General features: G+C 68.4%; 14 protein-coding genes. 6 read left to right on the forward strand and 8 right to left on the reverse strand.

Annotated elements, in window-relative coordinates; translation table 11 throughout:
- Window positions 1-27 precede the first annotated feature (27 nt).
- Entirely contained in the window at window positions 28-1467 is a 1440-nt protein-coding gene (locus AC1DBE_RS13025) for a sugar porter family MFS transporter (RefSeq protein WP_476970794.1), read from the forward strand.
- Window positions 1468-1548: 81 nt separating this feature from the next.
- Here AC1DBE_RS13025 and AC1DBE_RS13030 read toward each other — a convergent pair whose 3' ends face one another.
- The 3 genes from AC1DBE_RS13030 to AC1DBE_RS13040 form a co-directional block, all read right to left on the reverse strand.
- Entirely contained in the window at window positions 1549-2775 is a 1227-nt protein-coding gene (locus tag AC1DBE_RS13030; RefSeq protein ID WP_476970795.1) for an MFS transporter, read from the reverse strand.
- Window positions 2776-2851: 76 nt separating this feature from the next.
- Complete coding sequence (locus tag AC1DBE_RS13035) at window positions 2852-3325, reverse strand: MarR family winged helix-turn-helix transcriptional regulator (RefSeq protein WP_476970796.1); 474 nt, start codon at window positions 3323-3325, stop codon at window positions 2852-2854.
- An 80-nt stretch (window positions 3326-3405) separates the two neighbouring features.
- Complete coding sequence (locus tag AC1DBE_RS13040) at window positions 3406-3927, reverse strand: N-acetyltransferase family protein (protein WP_476970797.1); 522 nt, start codon at window positions 3925-3927, stop codon at window positions 3406-3408.
- Between the two features lie 128 nt (window positions 3928-4055).
- Between AC1DBE_RS13040 and cycA the strand changes: the two genes are divergently transcribed.
- Window positions 4056-5522 carry a D-serine/D-alanine/glycine transporter gene (gene cycA, locus AC1DBE_RS13045; RefSeq protein WP_476970798.1) on the forward strand — a complete coding sequence of 489 codons (1467 nt, stop codon included), beginning with the start codon at window positions 4056-4058 and terminating at the stop codon, window positions 5520-5522.
- A 107-nt stretch (window positions 5523-5629) separates the two neighbouring features.
- Here cycA and AC1DBE_RS13050 read toward each other — a convergent pair whose 3' ends face one another.
- From AC1DBE_RS13050 to AC1DBE_RS13060, 3 genes are read right to left on the reverse strand one after another with little or no spacing between them, the layout of a single operon-like run.
- Window positions 5630-6778, reverse strand: coding sequence for a mannitol-1-phosphate 5-dehydrogenase (locus AC1DBE_RS13050; protein WP_476970799.1), 1149 nt, complete (start codon window positions 6776-6778; stop codon window positions 5630-5632).
- Window positions 6778-8745 (reverse strand): PTS mannitol transporter subunit IICBA, encoded by a 1968-nt coding sequence (locus tag AC1DBE_RS13055; protein WP_476970800.1) that lies wholly within the window; start codon window positions 8743-8745, stop codon window positions 6778-6780. Before AC1DBE_RS13055 ends, AC1DBE_RS13050 begins: the two co-directional genes overlap by 1 nt.
- Before the next feature lie 60 nt (window positions 8746-8805).
- Window positions 8806-9534, reverse strand: coding sequence for a TetR/AcrR family transcriptional regulator (locus AC1DBE_RS13060; protein ID WP_476903751.1), 729 nt, complete (start codon window positions 9532-9534; stop codon window positions 8806-8808).
- Window positions 9535-9710: 176 nt separating this feature from the next.
- Here AC1DBE_RS13060 and ptsP point away from each other — a divergent pair, with 176 nt between their 5' ends.
- From ptsP to AC1DBE_RS13075, 3 genes are all read left to right on the forward strand, one after another.
- Window positions 9711-11396 carry a phosphoenolpyruvate--protein phosphotransferase gene (gene ptsP / locus AC1DBE_RS13065; RefSeq protein WP_476970801.1) on the forward strand — a complete coding sequence of 562 codons (1686 nt, stop codon included), beginning with the start codon at window positions 9711-9713 and terminating at the stop codon, window positions 11394-11396.
- Window positions 11397-11437: 41 nt separating this feature from the next.
- Window positions 11438-11896, forward strand: a complete 459-nt coding sequence (locus tag AC1DBE_RS13070) for a helix-turn-helix domain-containing protein (RefSeq protein ID WP_476879753.1) — start codon at window positions 11438-11440, stop codon at window positions 11894-11896.
- Between the two features lie 77 nt (window positions 11897-11973).
- A complete protein-coding gene (locus AC1DBE_RS13075) occupies window positions 11974-12240 on the forward strand; it encodes a hypothetical protein (protein WP_476879754.1) in 267 nt (88 codons plus the stop codon).
- A 27-nt stretch (window positions 12241-12267) separates the two neighbouring features.
- Here AC1DBE_RS13075 and AC1DBE_RS13080 read toward each other — a convergent pair whose 3' ends face one another.
- The gene (locus AC1DBE_RS13080) at window positions 12268-13488 is read right to left on the reverse strand and encodes a PucR family transcriptional regulator (RefSeq protein WP_476970802.1); all 1221 of its coding nucleotides are present in this window, start codon (window positions 13486-13488) and stop codon (window positions 12268-12270) included.
- A 245-nt stretch (window positions 13489-13733) separates the two neighbouring features.
- Between AC1DBE_RS13080 and ald the strand changes: the two genes are divergently transcribed.
- Window positions 13734-14852 (forward strand): alanine dehydrogenase, encoded by a 1119-nt coding sequence (ald, locus tag AC1DBE_RS13085; protein ID WP_476879756.1) that lies wholly within the window; start codon window positions 13734-13736, stop codon window positions 14850-14852.
- A gap of 148 nt (window positions 14853-15000) precedes the next feature.
- Here the strand turns inward: ald and AC1DBE_RS13090 are convergent, their stop codons facing one another.
- On the reverse strand, window positions 15001-16080 hold the full coding sequence (locus tag AC1DBE_RS13090) for a Gfo/Idh/MocA family protein (protein ID WP_476970803.1): 1080 nt from the start codon (window positions 16078-16080) through the stop codon (window positions 15001-15003).
- Window positions 16081-16204 lie beyond the last annotated feature (124 nt).

A 16204-nucleotide genomic window follows, 5' to 3' on the forward strand; every position in this document is an offset into this window, starting at 1 on the left:
TCTACCGAGAATTGCCAAGGGAGCCTCATGACCACCACCCAAGACCAGACCGCCGCCAAGATCCCCAAGCGGGTCATTTGGCTGGCCGTGGCAGGCGCCGTTGGCGGCTTCCTCTTCGGTTTCGACTCATCGGTCGTCAACGGCGCAGTCGACGCCATCAAGGAAGAATTCGCGCTCAGCGAGGCCGTGACCGGCTTTGCTGTCGCCGTGGCCCTGCTGGGCTGCGCCGCCGGCGCCTACCTCGCCGGCAAGGTCGCTGACCGGTACGGCCGCATCCCCGCGATGAAGATCGGCGCGCTCCTGTTCCTGGTCAGCGCGTTCGGCACCGGCTTCGCCTTCGGCGTCTGGGACCTGATCTTCTGGCGTCTGATCGGCGGCCTGGGCATCGGCCTGGCCTCCGTGATCGCCCCCGCCTACATCTCCGAGATCTCGCCGCGGCACGTCCGCGGCCGCCTGGCGTCGCTGCAGCAGCTCGCCATCACCACCGGCATCTTCGCCGCCCTGCTCTCGGACGCGGTCTTCGCCAACGTCGCCGGCGGCGCGGACCAGACCCTGTGGCTCGGCATCGAAGCCTGGCGCTGGATGTTCATCGCCGGGGCCGTCCCCGCGGTGGTCTACGGCTGGATCGCCTTCACCCTGCCCGAGTCGCCGCGCTACCTCGTGTTCAAGGGCAAGGATGAGGAAGCCCTGAAGGTGTTCCAGTCCATCGCCCCGGACGGTGACACCGACCGGCATCTGCGGGACATCAAAAAGGCCATCGAAGAGGACAAGCTCGCGGGCCAGAAGGGCTCGCTGCGCGGCAAGGCCCTGGGCCTGCAGCCCGTGGTCTGGATCGGCATCATCCTGTCGGTGCTGCAGCAGTTCGTGGGCATCAACGTGATCTTCTACTACTCCACCACGCTCTGGAAGGCCGTGGGCTTCCAGGAAAAGGACTCCCTCACCATTTCCGTGGCCACGGCCATCACCAACATCCTGGTGACCCTGGTGGCCATCGCGCTGGTGGACCGGATCGGCCGCCGTCCCATCCTGCTGGCAGGTTCCATCGGGATGGCCGCCTCCCTGGCGACCATGGCTGTGGCCTTCGGTTCGGCCACCGGCTCCGGCGAGGCGATCACCCTGCCCGGCGCCTGGGGTCCGGCAGCCCTGGTGGCAGCCAACGTCTTCGTCATCAGCTTCGGCGCCTCGTGGGGTCCGCTGGTGTGGGTGCTGCTGGGTGAAATCTTCCCGTCCCGCATCCGTGCCCGCGCCCTGGGCCTGGCCGCGGCCGCCCAGTGGATCGCCAACTTCGCGATCACGCTGAGCTTCCCGGTGATGGCGGCGGCGTCGCTGCCCCTGACCTACGCCATGTACGCCCTGTTCGCGGCGGCGTCGTTCTTCTTTGTGATGTTCAAGGTGCCCGAAACCAACGGCATGTCCCTTGAGCACGCAGAGACGCTGTTCGTCCCGAAGGGCTCCGCCAAGAAGTAGCGGCAGCCGTTCGAACAACAGATGAGGCCCATGTTCCACGGAACATGGGCCTCATCTGTTGTTAATGCAGGAACCGTACCCCTAGACCAGGTGCGGCTCGTGTGAGCTGAGGTACCGGCGGCCGACGAGGACCACCGCGATCGCCAGCGCCATGGCGCCGGCCGCCGCGAAGAACGGAACCTGGGGCCCGAAGTGCTCACCCAGCTGCGCCGCGGCGAATGGCGCCAGCGCACCGCCCATCCAGCGCACAAAGTTGTACCCGGCGGAGGCCACCGGCCGCGGTGAATCCGAGACACCCATCGCCAGTTCGGTGTAGATGGTGTTGTTGATTCCCAGCAGGGCACCCGAGACCACCACCAGGACGACGACGGCGGGGACGGAGTGTCCGGCGGCCAGGCCAAGGCCGGCCAGGTCCAGGAGCAGCAGCGCCAGCGTGCCGCTCAGCACCCGGACGGCGCCGAAGCGCCGCTGCAGCGCGGGGGCGACGAATACCGAGAAGACGGCGACGGCGACGCCCCAGCCGAAGAACACCCCGCCGATCCCGTAGGCATCCATCCCCAGGATGAAGGGCGTGAAGGCGAGGATGGTGAAGAAGCCGTAGTTGTAGAACAGGCCGCTGGCCGCCGTCGTCCGCAGTCCCTTGTGGCCCAGGGCCAGCAGCGGGTCCCGGAGCCGGACCTTTCGTGCCGGCAGCGGGGTCTTGGGCAGCAGGGCGATCAGGGCGATGAAGGCCGAGGCCATGAGCAGTGCGGTGCCGAAGAACGGGGCACGCCACTGCCAGCCGCCCAGCAGGGCCCCCAGCAGCGGACCGAGCGAAATGCCCAGGCCCAGGGCAGCCTCGTAGAGGATGATCGCCGTTCCGGCCCCGCCGCTGGCGACGCCGACGATCACGGCAAGGGCGGTGGCGACGAACAGGGCGTTGCCGAGCCCCCAGCCGGCCCGGAAGCCCACCAGTTCCGTAACGCTGCCGGACATCCCGGAGAGAGAGGCGAACACCACGATGATCGCGAGACCGGCCAGCAGCGTCCGCTTGCCGCCGATCCGGGAGGAGACAAACCCGGTGATCAGCATGGCGATGGCCGTGACCAGGAAGTAGCTGGTGAACAGCAGGGATACCTGGCTGGGGGTGGCATCGAGGTTCTTGGCGATGGCGGGCAGGATGGGGTCCACCAGTCCGATGCCCATAAAAGCGAAGACTGCGGCCAGGGCGGTGGCCCAGACAGCCTTGGGCTGCTTGAGTAGTGAAGCCTTTTCGGCCTCGAGGGTTGATGTTGCTTCCGGCGCGGGGGCCGTGAGCTGGCCGTCCATGGAGGGCGCTCCTCAGGTGTTGTGGTTTGTTCTTTTCGTTGGTTCCAGCGGCGGGCTTTCCCGAAGGGAGCGGCCGTCAGGGCTGGAGGGTCTCGTTGATCCTGCCGATGACCGGGATGGCGGCCGCGAGGGCCCGCCGGTCCGCGTCTGTGAGTGAGCCGAGGATCTCCGCCATGACCGTGTTGCGGCGGTGGTTGGCCGATTCGACGGCGGCATGCCCCTCGGGGGTGAGCCTGACCCGGACGGCCCGGGAGTCCTCGGGATCCGCCTCCCGCCGGACCAGTCCGGCGCCTTCGAGCTTGATGATCTGCTCGGTGGCGCTGGGGACCTTGACGCCCAGGTTGCGGGCAATTTCACCCACCCGCGCACCCGCGGCGCCGGCGCTGTCGCCGGAATCGTCCACGAGCATCTTGAGCGTGCTGAGCTGGGCGGCGCTGAGCTCGCCATCGGCGTCCAGCCGGCGGACCAGGTAGATGCTGTGGCGGAGGGCCTCGCGGAAATCCCCGGCGAGGGCAAGCAGGCCGGCGTCCGGCAGCGGGTTCTCACTCATAGTTAGGTAGCCTAACAGTTAGGGTGCCTAAGAGTCAATGGTGCGCCCGGGCACGGGCGCGGCGTAGGGCCAGGGCTGGGTCAGAGCTGGAGCTTCATGCCTTCATGGCTGGCCGCGAAGCCCAGCCGTTCGTAGAAGCGGTGCGCGGCCGTCCGGGACTTATCGGTGGTCAGCTGGACGAGCGAACAGCCCCGACGCCGCGATTCCTCAAGTGCCCAGCCGACCATCGCCGCCCCGACGCCCTGGCCCCGCAACTCGGCGGCCACCCGGACCGCTTCGAGCTGCGCGCGCCACGAGCCGCGCCGTGACAGGCCCGGCAGGAAGCTGAGCTGGAACGTGGCCACCACCCGGGCGGGGCCGCCCTGCTCCGGGGCGAGTTCCCCGACCAGCAGCAGGTGGGCGGGGTCCGCGTCGATCGCCTCGAAGGCGGCCTCGTAGGGCGCCGGATCCGAGGTTTCCTCCCGTACGGCCCCCAGCCGGTCGTCGGCGAGCAGCCGGAGAATGGCGGGCAGGTCCGCGCGGGCAGCGGGGCGCAGGCTGAACCTCCCGCCGTCGACGCCGAATGTTAGCAGGGGGGCCGGGCCGGCTGAAGTCGAAGTCACGTGCCCAGCCTGCCATGACGCCGGAGCGGCCGCCGGCAACGCGCCACGATTTCTAAGCCTGTACTTTAGAGAGGCTGATTTGTAACCGCCGTCACCCAATGCGGCGGACCACACTAAGGATTGTTGACATGTCCGAACAGACAACCGCGGAGCAGAGAACTGCCTCCAGCCGGGACACCGAGCCCCACCTTGCACGCTCGCTGAGCAACCGGCACATCCAGCTCCTGGCCATCGGCGGCGCCATCGGCACCGGCCTCTTTATGGGCTCCGGCAAGACCATCTCCGTCGCCGGGCCGTCCGTGATCTTCGTTTACATGATTATCGGCTTCATGCTGTTCTTCGTGATGCGCGCCATGGGCCAGCTGCTGCTCTCCAACCTGAACTACAAGTCCTTCAGCGACTTCGCCGGCGACCTGCTGGGACCCTGGGCCGGCTTCTTCACCGGCTGGACGTACTGGTTCTGCTGGGTGGTCACGGGGGTGGCCGACGTCATCGCGATCGCCGGCTACGCCGAGGAACTCTGGCCGGGCATCCAGCTCTGGATCCCGGGACTGGCCACCATCATCATCCTGCTCCTGCTGAACCTGCCGACCGTCAAGGCCTTCGGCGAGACTGAATTCTGGTTTGCCCTGATCAAGATCGTGGCCATCGTCGCGCTGATCGTGGTGGGCCTGGTGATGATCTTCACCGGCTTCCAGTCCAACGCCGGCACCGCCAGCTTCAGCAACCTGTGGAACCATGGCGGCTTCTTCCCCAAGGAGTTCATGGGCTTCGTGGCCGGCTTCCAGATCGCCGTGTTCGCGTTCGTAGGAATCGAATTGGTGGGCACCGCCGCGGCCGAAACCAAGAACCCGGAACACAACCTGCCCCGGGCCATCAACGCCATCCCGCTGCGCGTCATGCTCTTCTACGTCGGCGCGCTCATCATCCTGATGTCCGTCACCCCGTGGACCGGCTTCAAGGCCGGGCAGAGCCCGTTCATCGCCATGTTCTCCCTCGCCGGGCTCGGCATGGCCGCCACCGTGGTGAACCTGGTGGTGCTGACCTCCGCAATGTCCTCGGCCAACTCCGGGATCTACTCGACGTCCCGGATGGTCTATGGCCTGGCCAACGACGGCGACGCACCCAAGCTTTTCGGCCGCCTTTCCACCCGCAAGGTCCCGCAGAACGCCCTGTTCCTCTCTTGCGTGCTGCTGCTCGCAGGCGTCGCCCTGCTCTACGCGGGCAAGGACGTGGGCGTGGCCTTCGACATGGTCACCACAGTCTCCGCGGTCTGCTTTATGTTCGTCTGGAGCATCATCCTGGCCAGCTACCTCGTGTTCCGGAAACGCCGCCCCCAGCTGCACGCCGCCTCGACGTTCAAGATGCCCGGCGGCATCCCCATGGTGTGGGTGGTGTTCGCGTTCTTCGCGTTCCTGGTCTGGGCGCTGACCACGCAGGCCGACACCCTGGCGGCCCTCCTGGTCACCCCGGTCTGGTTCGTGGTCCTGGGCGCGGCCTACGCCGTCGTCCGGCGCTCCCCGCTGCACCAGGCGCGGGTGGCCGAGTGGAAGGCCATGGCCGACGCCGAAACGGCCGCAGCCGGCCGGGCCTGACGCCCGCCGCACGCACGACACCGGCCGACACAACAAACCCTCCCCTACCGTCAGGCGGGGGAGGGTTTGTTGTTCTGGTGCAGCAGGTGCGGCCGGGGAGGTTGCCGCTAGACGGCGGCCTTGGCCTCCTCGACGAGGGCACGGACGGCCGGGAACAGCGGGTGCTCGGCGGCCAGGCCCGTGATCTTGGTGGTGGCGTCCTCCGGGGCGGAGGAGTTCAGGATCTGCGCCAGCTCAACGGCCTCCGCATCGGCGGGATCGTTGAACCGCAGCGCGGCGGCAATCGCGCCAAGCAGCGCCTCGGGGACGATTCCGCGTTCGGCAAGCTCCGCCGCGGGGCCGATGAAGCGCTCGTGCCGGCTGAGCTTGCGCAGCGGCGCACGCCCCACCCGGTTCACGGTGTCCGGGAGGTGCGGGTTGGAGAATCGGCCGAGGATCTTCTGGACGTAGGCCTCCTGCTCCTCGCGGTTGAACCCGTGCTTGGACACCAGGAGTTCCTTGGTCTCGTCCAGTACGGCGCGCACGTCCGCGGCAACGTCCTGGTCGGCCATGGCCTCGGAGATCTTGCCTAGTCCCGCCTGGAACCCGAAGTAGGCGGCCGAGGCGTGCCCGGTGTTGACCGTAAAGAGCTTCCGTTCGATGTACGGCGCGAGGTCGTTCACGAAGGTCGCCCCCGGAATGACCGGCTGCTTGCCCGCGAACGGCGTCCGGTCGATCACCCACTCGTAGAACGTCTCCACCGTGACGTCCAGGCCCTGGCCGGGCTCCTGGTTGGGCACAATCCGGTCCACCGCCGTGTTCGCGAACACGGCGGCCCCGTCCAGGGAGCCGGCGGCCGGATCCCACTGGGCGGCGACTTCGGTCTTCAGCAGGTCCGTCGCGTTGATGGCGTTCTCGCAGGCCATCACCTGGAGCGGCGCCAGCCCGGCCGCCCGTGCCGCAATCCCCCGGGCGATCACCGGCGCCACGAACTTCAGGATGTGCGGGCCCACCGCGGTGGTGACGATGTCCGCCGTCGCGATTTCAGCCACGACGTCGGCCTCCTGTGTACCGGAATTCAGCGCGCGGAAGTTGTCCACGGTCCGCTCGGCGGGACTGTCCCCCACCTCGTGGACCTGGTAGCTGTCCGCCGCGGCGAGCTGGGTGATCAGGGCGTCCGCGACATCGGCGAACACCACCTCATACCCGGCCTCGTGCAGCAGCAGCCCGACGAATCCGCGGCCGATGTTTCCGGCTCCGAAATGAACAGCCTTCACTAGGAATTGACCTTTCCGAACAGGTCGAGCACTTCGTCGACGGTGGTGGCCGCCTCCAACTGCGCGACCTGTGCCTTGTTGGTGAAGACCTTGGCGATCGAGGAGAGGATCTGGAGGTGCTCGTTGTTGATGCCGGCGACGCCGACCACGAACTTGACCTCCTTGCCGTTCCAGTCAATGCCGTTCGGGTAGCGGATGACCGATACCGCGGACTTCATAATGTGGTCCTTGGCGGCGTTGGTGCCGTGCGGGATCGCGAGGTAGCTGCCCATGTAGGTCGAGACGGATTCCTCGCGCTCGTGCATGGCGGCCAGGTAGCCGGTGTCGACGGCTCCGCGGTCCAGCAGCAGCCGTCCCGCCTCGTCGATCGCGGCGTCCCGGGTGGTCGCCGTGCCGCTGAGGACCACGCTTTCAGCCACCAGGATGTCGGACGGCGCGGCGCCGGTGACGGCCTCGGGAGCCGCAGCTGCCGCAGCCGTACCAGCCCCCGTACCCTCGCCCACGCCGGACGCGTCGGCCGGCGCGTTGCTGCTCTTGACCAGTTCCACGATCTCGTCGTACTTCGGCGAGTTCATGAAGTTGTCCACGGAGACGTGCACTGCGCTGGACGTCGCGGGCTTGGCCCGCTCGGTCAGGTCCTGGTGGGTGATGACGACGTCGTACGTGTCGCTGAGGTTCGCGATTGCGGAGTTGGTGACCTTAACGTCCGGGTAGCCGGCCGCCTTGATCTTGTTCCGCAGCACCGAGGCGCCCATGGCACTGGAGCCCATGCCGGCGTCGCACGCGAACACGATGTTCTTGACCGGCCCGGCCAGCACCGCGACGCCACCCGCACCGGCACCCGCCAGGGCGGAGGACACGGAGCTCTTTTTGCCCTTCATGCTTTCCATCCGGGTGGTGGCTGCGCCGAGGTCGTCCTCGGCCGGGGCCTTGCTGGTCTTCAGGATCACCGACGCGATCAGGAAGGACACGGTGGCGGCCAGGAGCACGGACAGGGCCACGCCCAGGAGGCTGTCCGCCGGGGTCGCGGCGAACACGGCGAGGATGCTGCCCGGGGCGGCCGGGGAACGCAGGCCGGCGCCGGTCAGGACGAGGGTGAAGATACCGGTCATACCGCCGCCGATGGCGGCGAGGATGATGATCGGCTTCATCAGGACGAACGGGAAGTAGATCTCGTGGATGCCGCCGACGAACTGGATCAGGGCCGCACCGGGGGCGGATGCCTTGGCCATGCCCTTGCCAAAGACCATGTACGCGAGCAGGATGCCCAGGCCCGGGCCGGGGTTGGCTTCCAGCAGGAAGAGGATGGACTTGCCCTGGGCGAGCGCCTGTTCGGTGCCCAGCGGGGTCAGGATGCCGTGGTTGACGGCGTTGTTCAGGAACAGGACCTTCGCGGGTTCGATGAAGATGCTGGTGAACGGCAGCAGGCCGTTGTGGACCAGGAATTCGACGACGGCGCTGGCGCCGTTGCTGAAGGCCTTCACTACCGGGCCGATCACCAGCATGCCGAAGATGGCCATGATGGCGGCCACGATGCCGGCGGTGAAGTTATCGATCAGCATTTCGAAGCCGGGCTTGACCTTGTTCTCCCAGAGGCTTTCGATCTTCTTCATGATCCAGGCCGTGAGCGGGCCCATGATCATGGCGCCGATGAACATCGGAATGTCCGTGCCGACGATCACGCCCATGGTGGCGGCCGCGCCGACCACACCGCCGCGGACGCCGTAGACCATCCGGCCGCCGGTGTAGCCGATGAGGAGCGGCAGCAGGTAGGTGATCATCGGGCCCACCAGTTTGGCGAGCTCGGTGTTCGGGGTGAAGCCCGCCGGGATGAAGAAGGCGGTAATGATGCCCCAGGCGATAAAGGCACCGATGTTGGGCATGATCATTCCGGACAGGAAAGTGCCAAATTTCTGCACACCTACCCGCATGCTGGTCCGGGGTGTCGCAACTGTCTCTGTTGCCATGTGATTTCCTAACCGTGATTCCTGCTGCACCGCAGGATTGTCCGATATTTTTTCGACGAGCTAGCTGGTGGCGCTGGTGGAGATCCGGTGGAGCCATTCGAGAAAGAGCTTGAGTTCGGAGCTGGAGAGCTGGTCCGAGTGCGAGGCCTGCAGCGCCGCGTTCAGGGCGATGGCCGCCACCACCACCGGGGACTTGCCGGGGTCTTCGGGACCGGCGGCGCGCGCCTCCTCCGTGGAAACGGCGAAGATCATCGCATCGCGGGTCATGCTGGAGAGTTCGAGGTTCCGGTCCGGCGCCTTTTCCGTGATCAGCATGAGCGTCACGCCGACGTTGGCTGCCAGGATGCTGCGGGCGGCCTCCCGGGGCGGGACGTTGAGCTGACCGGCGACGGCGGCCTTGTTCAGCATCTCCTCCATCAGCGCCTCGGCGTCGGCGACGACGGCGGGGCGGCTTTCAGGACGGATATTGCCGAACATCACGAGGTACAGTTCCGGCTGCTTGAGCCCGAACTGGACGTGCTGGTCCCACATCCGGCGGATGTCCACGAGCGGCTGGCCGGACGGGGCAAAATCGCGTTCGCCGGCAACATATTCCTCAAAACCGGCGGCGACGACGGCGTCGAACAGTCCCTCTTTGTCGCCGAAGTGGTGATAGAGCGTGGGTGCGGTGACCCCGGCCAGCTGCGTGATCTGGCGGGTGGAGACCGCCGCTCCCCCGGACTTGGCCAGCAATCCGGCAGCTGCACGCAGCAGCCGGGTTTTGGGCGGTAGCTGGCCATCGATACTCATAACCGCTACCCTAGCACCTATAGCAACGCTATATGAAGTGCATCACATACACTTTTTTCAGGTACCGCAATTWGCCGGTTGACGTAGTGGCCAGCCGCAGGAAATCTAGGATCTAGCGGTTCAGTGGCGGCACCTGGACTGACTTACTGGCTCACGGCAGAGAATGAGGACTTTCAGTGCAGAACTTCCAAGGAGTAGGCGTCAGCCCCGGCCGGATCATCGGCACCATCCGCCAGATGCCGAAACCGGTCAGCGAACCGCCGGCCGGCGAACAGCTCCCTGAGGGCGTCTCGGCGGAGGACGCGACGGCGGCACTGAAAGCCGCGGCGAAAGCTGTGCACGACGAGCTCAAGGCCCGGTCCGAGACGGTCAGCGGGGACGGCAAGGCGGTGCTGGAGGCCACGGCACTGATGGCCACGGACACCATGCTCCTGAAATCCGCCGCCAAACTCATCGGCCGCGGCACCTCCAACCAGCGCGCCATCTGGGAGGCCGGCGCCTCCGTCTCGGAAATGCTGCACAACCTCGGCGGGTACATGGCCGAACGGGCCACCGACGTCCTGGACGTGCGGGCACGGATCGTCGCAGCACTGCGCGGCGTGCCGGCCCCGGGCATCCCGTCCTCGCCCACCCCCTTCATCCTCATTGCCGAGGACCTCGCCCCGGCGGACACGGCAACGCTCGACCCCGCGAAGGTATTGGCCCTGCTCACCGCCGGCGGCGGCCCGCAGTCCCACACCGCCATCATCGCCCGCTCGCTGGGCCTGCCCGCCGTCGTCGCCGCGGCCGGCGTGGACACCGTTCCGGACGGCACGGAGGTCTACGTCGACGGCGCTGCCGGGACCGTCACGGCGGAGCCGGACGACTCCCAGCGCGCCGCGGCCGAACAGTGGGCCGCCACCGCCTCCCTGCTGGAGGAATTTGACGGCACCGGCACGACGGCGGACGGCCACCTTGTGCCGCTGCTGGCCAACGTCGGCGGCGCCAAGGATGCCGTGGCTGCGGCCGGGCTCAACGCCCAGGGTGTGGGGCTGTTCCGGACCGAATTCTGCTTCCTCGAACGGGACACCGAACCCTCCGTCGAGGAACAGGCCGCAGCCTACAAGGGTGTCTTCGACGCCTTCCCCGGCAAGAAGGTGGTGCTCCGCACCCTCGACGCCGGCGCGGACAAGCCCCTCCCGTTCCTCACCGACGCCACCGAGCCCAACCCTGCCCTGGGCGTCCGCGGCTACCGGACCGATTTCACCACCCCCGGTGTCCTGGAGCGCCAGCTGCAGGCCATCGCCCGCGCCCAGCAGGAGTCCGACGCGGACGTCTGGGTGATGGCCCCGATGATTTCCACCGCGGAGGAAGCCGCACGCTTCGCGGCGATGTGCGCCGACGCCGGGATTCAGACCCCCGGCGTGATGGTGGAAGTGCCCTCCGCAGCCCTCACCGCGGAGGCCATCCTGCGGGAAGTCGGTTTCGCGAGCCTGGGCACCAACGACCTCACCCAGTACGCCATGGCCGCGGACCGGCAGCTCGGCCCGCTCGCCGGGCTGAACACCCCGTGGCAGCCTGCCGTGCTGCGCCTGGTGGGCCTCACGGTCGAAGGCTCCGCAGCGGAAGGCCACAGCAAGCCGGTCGGCGTGTGCGGCGAGGCTGCGGCGGACCCCGCCCTCGCCGTCGTACTGACCGGGCTGGGGGTCACCACCCTGTCCATGACCGCGCGGTCCATCGCCGCCGTCGCCGCCGTACTCAAGACGGTCAGCCTCGCCGAGGCGCAGGAGCTGGCCAAACTGGCCCTCTCCGCGCCCAGCGCCGCGGACGCCCGCTCCTGGGTGCGGGCCAAGCTGCCCGTCCTGGAGGAACTGGGCCTGTAACCGGAGCCGTTGCCGCGACCCGGGGCGCTAGGATGCAGTCCATGACACTGATTGCTCCCCGGGTGACGGCCGGCCTGCCGGCTGACGACGCACACAAGCTCCAGTACGCGCTCAGCGGCAGCAACGACGTCACAGTGTTCGTCGATGGCACCGTCCACCGCCTGCCGCCGGCCGCGCGGGACGCCGTCGTTGACCTGCTGGGCCGCTTCAGCCGGGGTGAGTCGGTCACCGTCAGCAGCGTTGAGGAGATGCTGACCACCTCCAAGGCCGCCGAGTTGGCCGGGATCTCGCACACCTACCTGCGCAACATGACCGACCGGGGCGAGATCCCGGTGGAGTACCGCGGCACGCACCGGCGCATCCGGCTGGCCGACATCATGGCGTGGCTCGAGACCCAGAAGAAGAAAACCGCCGCGGAGAATGCAGCTGCGAACGCAGCGCCGGCGTCCGGCGGCGGCGAGCCCGCCGACGGCAGAGACGGCGCCACCGCCGATGCCTAGCGGCGGCGTGATAAGGATCAAACAACGATCCCGGCCGGGCGCGGAAACGCGGCGGAGGCCGGGGTTACGCTTGAATTGTGGATAAGTTCAGAGGGTGGCACATCCTGGCCGGCATCGCCGCCATGGTGCTCACCGGCATCCTCGGAACCGTCATGGGGCTGAACAACACCGCAGCCTTTATGTCCTCCTGCGTGGCGTTCGTGGCCGTCGCCCTGTGGACCGAGAGCCGGCTCTCCCGGCGCAAGCGGGACGCGGCGGGAAACCCTGGCGGGGACCGTGGCCTCGAACCGGGCCGGGAGCCGGACCGCGCACCCGACCGCGCACTCCGCGACGAACAGCAGTAGCCCCACCGGACCGGGTCCCCGGCCGAACTAGATCCTCGGCCGGGCCGCCCAGCGCCGCGCCTTCAGCGCCGCGTGCAGTTCCAGCCGCACCATTCCCTTGAGCGGGTCGACACCGAGCAGCTGGCGGATCCTGGCCAGCCGGTTGTAGATACTGCTCCGGTGCAGGTGCAGTTTGGCCGCCACCTCCTGGACCGACCCGTCGTTGTCATAGAACAGCTCCAGCACCGGCAGTAGCTCCCCGTTCCGGTCATGGTCCTCCAGCATCCGGAAATACACCGATCCCGCATCCGCCCACGCGCCGGCGCCCCCACCGGCGGAGGCCAGCAGCTGGTAGGGACCCGTGGCCCGGCAGTCCACCAGTTCGCCCAGCTGCGGGTCCACGGCCGCGGCCTGCGCGGCCTGCCGGGACTGCCGGTACGCTTCGGCCAGTTCCCGGGGCCGGGAGAAGCCCTCCGAGGTGCCGAGAATGATCCGGCGGACGGGGCGGCCTGCCCGTTTGGTCAGTTCCAGCTGGTAGTGGACCAGCACCTGGGCGTGGTCGGCCCGGCCCGTGGATTCCTTGAACAGCACCACGGCGTGCGTCTCTGTGCCGGCGCTGAACAACGCGGCGTCCACGCCGATGGTGGCCTGCAGGGCGGAGGACCGGTGGATCAGGGTCGCCGCGATCGGGTCCGACCCCTCGGCCCAGCCATCGGCATCCAGGACGGTGACCAGCTGCCACGGCCCGCGGCCCTGCACTTCCTTCCAGCCCCCGACGGCTGCGACGGCGTTGGCCTCGCCCCGGCAGGCAGCCAGGAACTCCTGTTCGCGCCGGCGGCGGAATTCGGATTCGGCGGTGTTGGAGTCCAGCAGCAGGGCCGAGAGCTGTTCGAGCTCCTGCGCGGCCTCGGGGAGGCGGGCGAGCACGGAGCCGGCGGTGGGTTCTTCGGCGTCGAGCTGGACCCAGAGGTACCCCACCCGGAAGCCGCGGACCAGCAGCGGGACGCAGACGCGGCCGAGCATTCCCAGCTCGGCGTTGGCGGGGACCACCACCGGCCGCACCGCCGTCGCGATCCCGTGGGAGAGCTGCCAGGCGCTGACGTCGGCGGCCACGCGCTTGCTGAGCAGGAAGTTCACCCGGACCCGGTCGGCGTGGGACTGGTTGGAGCTGTAGGCAAGGAGGACGCCGTCGAGGTCTTCGAGAGAGAGCCCGCGGCCCAGCCTGAGGGCCACGCGCTCGACGAGCTGCTCCACGTCCTGCTGCTGCATGCTGCCACACTACTGCCCCGCGGGGCGCGGCCGCGACCGGAACCCCGACGGACAGCAGGCGACACCTGACGCTCCGGTGCTCGACAAATGTCGAACCATGATTTCGCTGCACCCCGGAAACACGGGGGCTGGGCCGGCGGCGGCCTCTCGGGTCCTGTCGCCTGCCTCACAGCCGGATCTATTCTGGAATCACGACTTCCCCCGCACACCAGGCCCGAAACGGCCGCCATCCCTGGAGCTCAAAAATGATCATCGGTGTCCCTAAAGAGATCAAGAACAACGAATTCCGCGTCGCCATCACCGCTGCCGGCGTGCACGAATTCCGCCACCACGGCCACACTGTCCTGGTGGAGCGCGGCGCAGGCCTGGGCTCCGGCATCACCGACGAGGAATACGCCATCGCAGGTGCCGAGATCGTCGCCGAGGCGGATGACGTGTGGTCCCGCGCGGACATGGTCATGAAGGTCAAGGAGCCGGTGAAGGCCGAGTACCACCGCTTCCGCAAGGGCCTGATCCTCTTCACCTACCTGCACCTGGCCGCCGAGCCGGAACTGACGCAGGAACTCATCAATTCCGGCGTCACCGCCATCGCCTACGAGACCGTCCAGGAAGGCCGTGCGCTGCCGCTGCTGGCCCCGATGTCCGAGGTGGCCGGCCGCCTCTCCGTCCAGGTCGGCGCCACCTCGCTGATGGCTCCCGCCGGCGGCAAGGGTGTGCTGCTGGGCGGCGTCCCGGGCGTCCGTCCGGCCAAGGTGGTTGTGCTGGGCGCCGGTGTGGCCGGCACCAACGCCGCCGCCATGGCCCTGGGCCTCGGTGCCGACGTCACCATCCTGGACATCAACATCAACCGCCTCCGCGAACTCGACGCCCAGTACCAGGGCCGCCTGAAGACCGTGGCCTCCAACGCCTACGAGATCGAAAAGTCGGTCGTGGACGCCGACCTCGTCATCGGCTCCGTGCTGATCCCGGGCGCCAAGGCACCGAAGCTGGTCACCAACGAGCTCGTGTCCCGCATGAAGCCGGGCTCCGTGCTGGTCGACATCGCCGTGGACCAGGGTGGCTGCTTCGAGGACACCCACCCCACCACGCACCAGGAACCGACGTACAAGGTCCACAACACGATCTTCTACTGCGTGGCCAACATGCCGGGTGCCGTCCCGAACACCTCCACGTACGCCCTGACCAACGTGACCCTGCGCTACGCGGTGGCGCTGGCCAACCTGGGCGTCAAGGCCGCGTTCGAACGCGACGCCGCCCTGGCCGCGGGCCTGAACATCGCCGCCGGCCAGGTGGCGCACCGCTCCGTCTCCGAGGCGCACAACCTGCCCCTCGTCGCCGACTGGCACGCCCTGGTTTCCGCATAAGGATCAGTCAGCCGTTTGAACGGCAGTCATCCAACGCGTGCTGCTCCCCGCCGCTCCCCTCGCCTCGCAAGCTCGGCCAGGGAACCCGAACGGCGTGGGCCCACTTCGTCGCTTTGACGCACGCTTTCTGGATGGCTGCCGTTCAACGTTAAGCCCTCTGCGTCGCCAGTTCCCGTGCCTGCTCGATCAGCCGGAGGACCTCCACCGGCCCCGCGGGATCCACCGGGAGCGGCAGCGGAGAGCTTGCCCCGCCGTCGTTGATCTTCTCCGCCAGGATCCGGTAGAACTCCGGGTACGCGCCCCGTTCGGTGGGCAGCCGGTCCAGGTGGCCGTCACGGCCCAGCAGCCCCGCCCAGGCGCTGTCCTCCACCCCGTAGCCGGGATCGAGCGGGCTGCCGCCGGCCAGGATGTACGGCTCCTGCGGGTCGATGCCGTGCTTGGTGAAGCCGCCGTCCGCGCCCAGCAGCCGGTACCGCGGACCCTGCTGGGCGCACATCAGGTTCATCCACAGATGGCTCACCACCCCGCTGTGGTGCCGCAGGGCGATGAACACGTCGTCGTCGGCCCGCTCCCCCGGCCGGCGGGCAGCCAGCTCCGCGTGGGTCACTGTGGCGGGGCCGAACAGCTGCAGCGCCTGGTCCATCAGGTGGGTGCCCAGATCAAACAGCACCCCGCCCCCGTCGTTGGCGGTGGCCGCGGCCTTCCAGGCCTTCGTCACGTCCGGCGCCCAGCGTTCAAAGCGTGATTCGAACCGCGCCACCTGGCCCAGGGCGCCACTGTCCAGCAGGGCCTTGACCGTCAGGAAGTCCCCGTCCCAGCGCCTGTTCTGGAAGACCGTGAGCACCCTGCCGCGCTGCGCGGCGAGCTCCATGAGCTCCCGGCCCTCGGCGCTGCGGACCGCGAACGGCTTATCAACGACGACGTCGAGGCCCGCCTCGAGCGCGGCCTTGGCCAGCGGGTAGTGCGTGGCCGGCGGGGTGCCCAGCACCAGCAGGTCCAGCCCGTCGGCGCGCTCCAGGATTCCGGCCGGGGTGTCAACGATCCCGGCGGCCGGGTACGCCGCGGCCGCCGCGGCCTTCCTGCCGGCGTCGGACGTGGAAATCACGTCCAGGGAGTAGGCGGGGTTGGCAGCAACGAAGGGCGCGTGGAACACGCTGCCGGACAGGCCGAAGCCGGCGATGGCGGTGCGGATCGGGGCGGTGCCGGGGGTGGCGGAAGCGGAAGTCATGGCACCCACGCTACCCCCGGCGCCGGCGGCCGCGGAGTCGCCGGCGGCGTAACCAAGGCCCCCCGGCTTAACGGCGGAGGCCGGCACCTCCCGGACAGGATCCAGGGGGTGCCGGCCTCGACCG

Source organism: Arthrobacter sp. 10T416 (genome assembly GCF_056394165.1).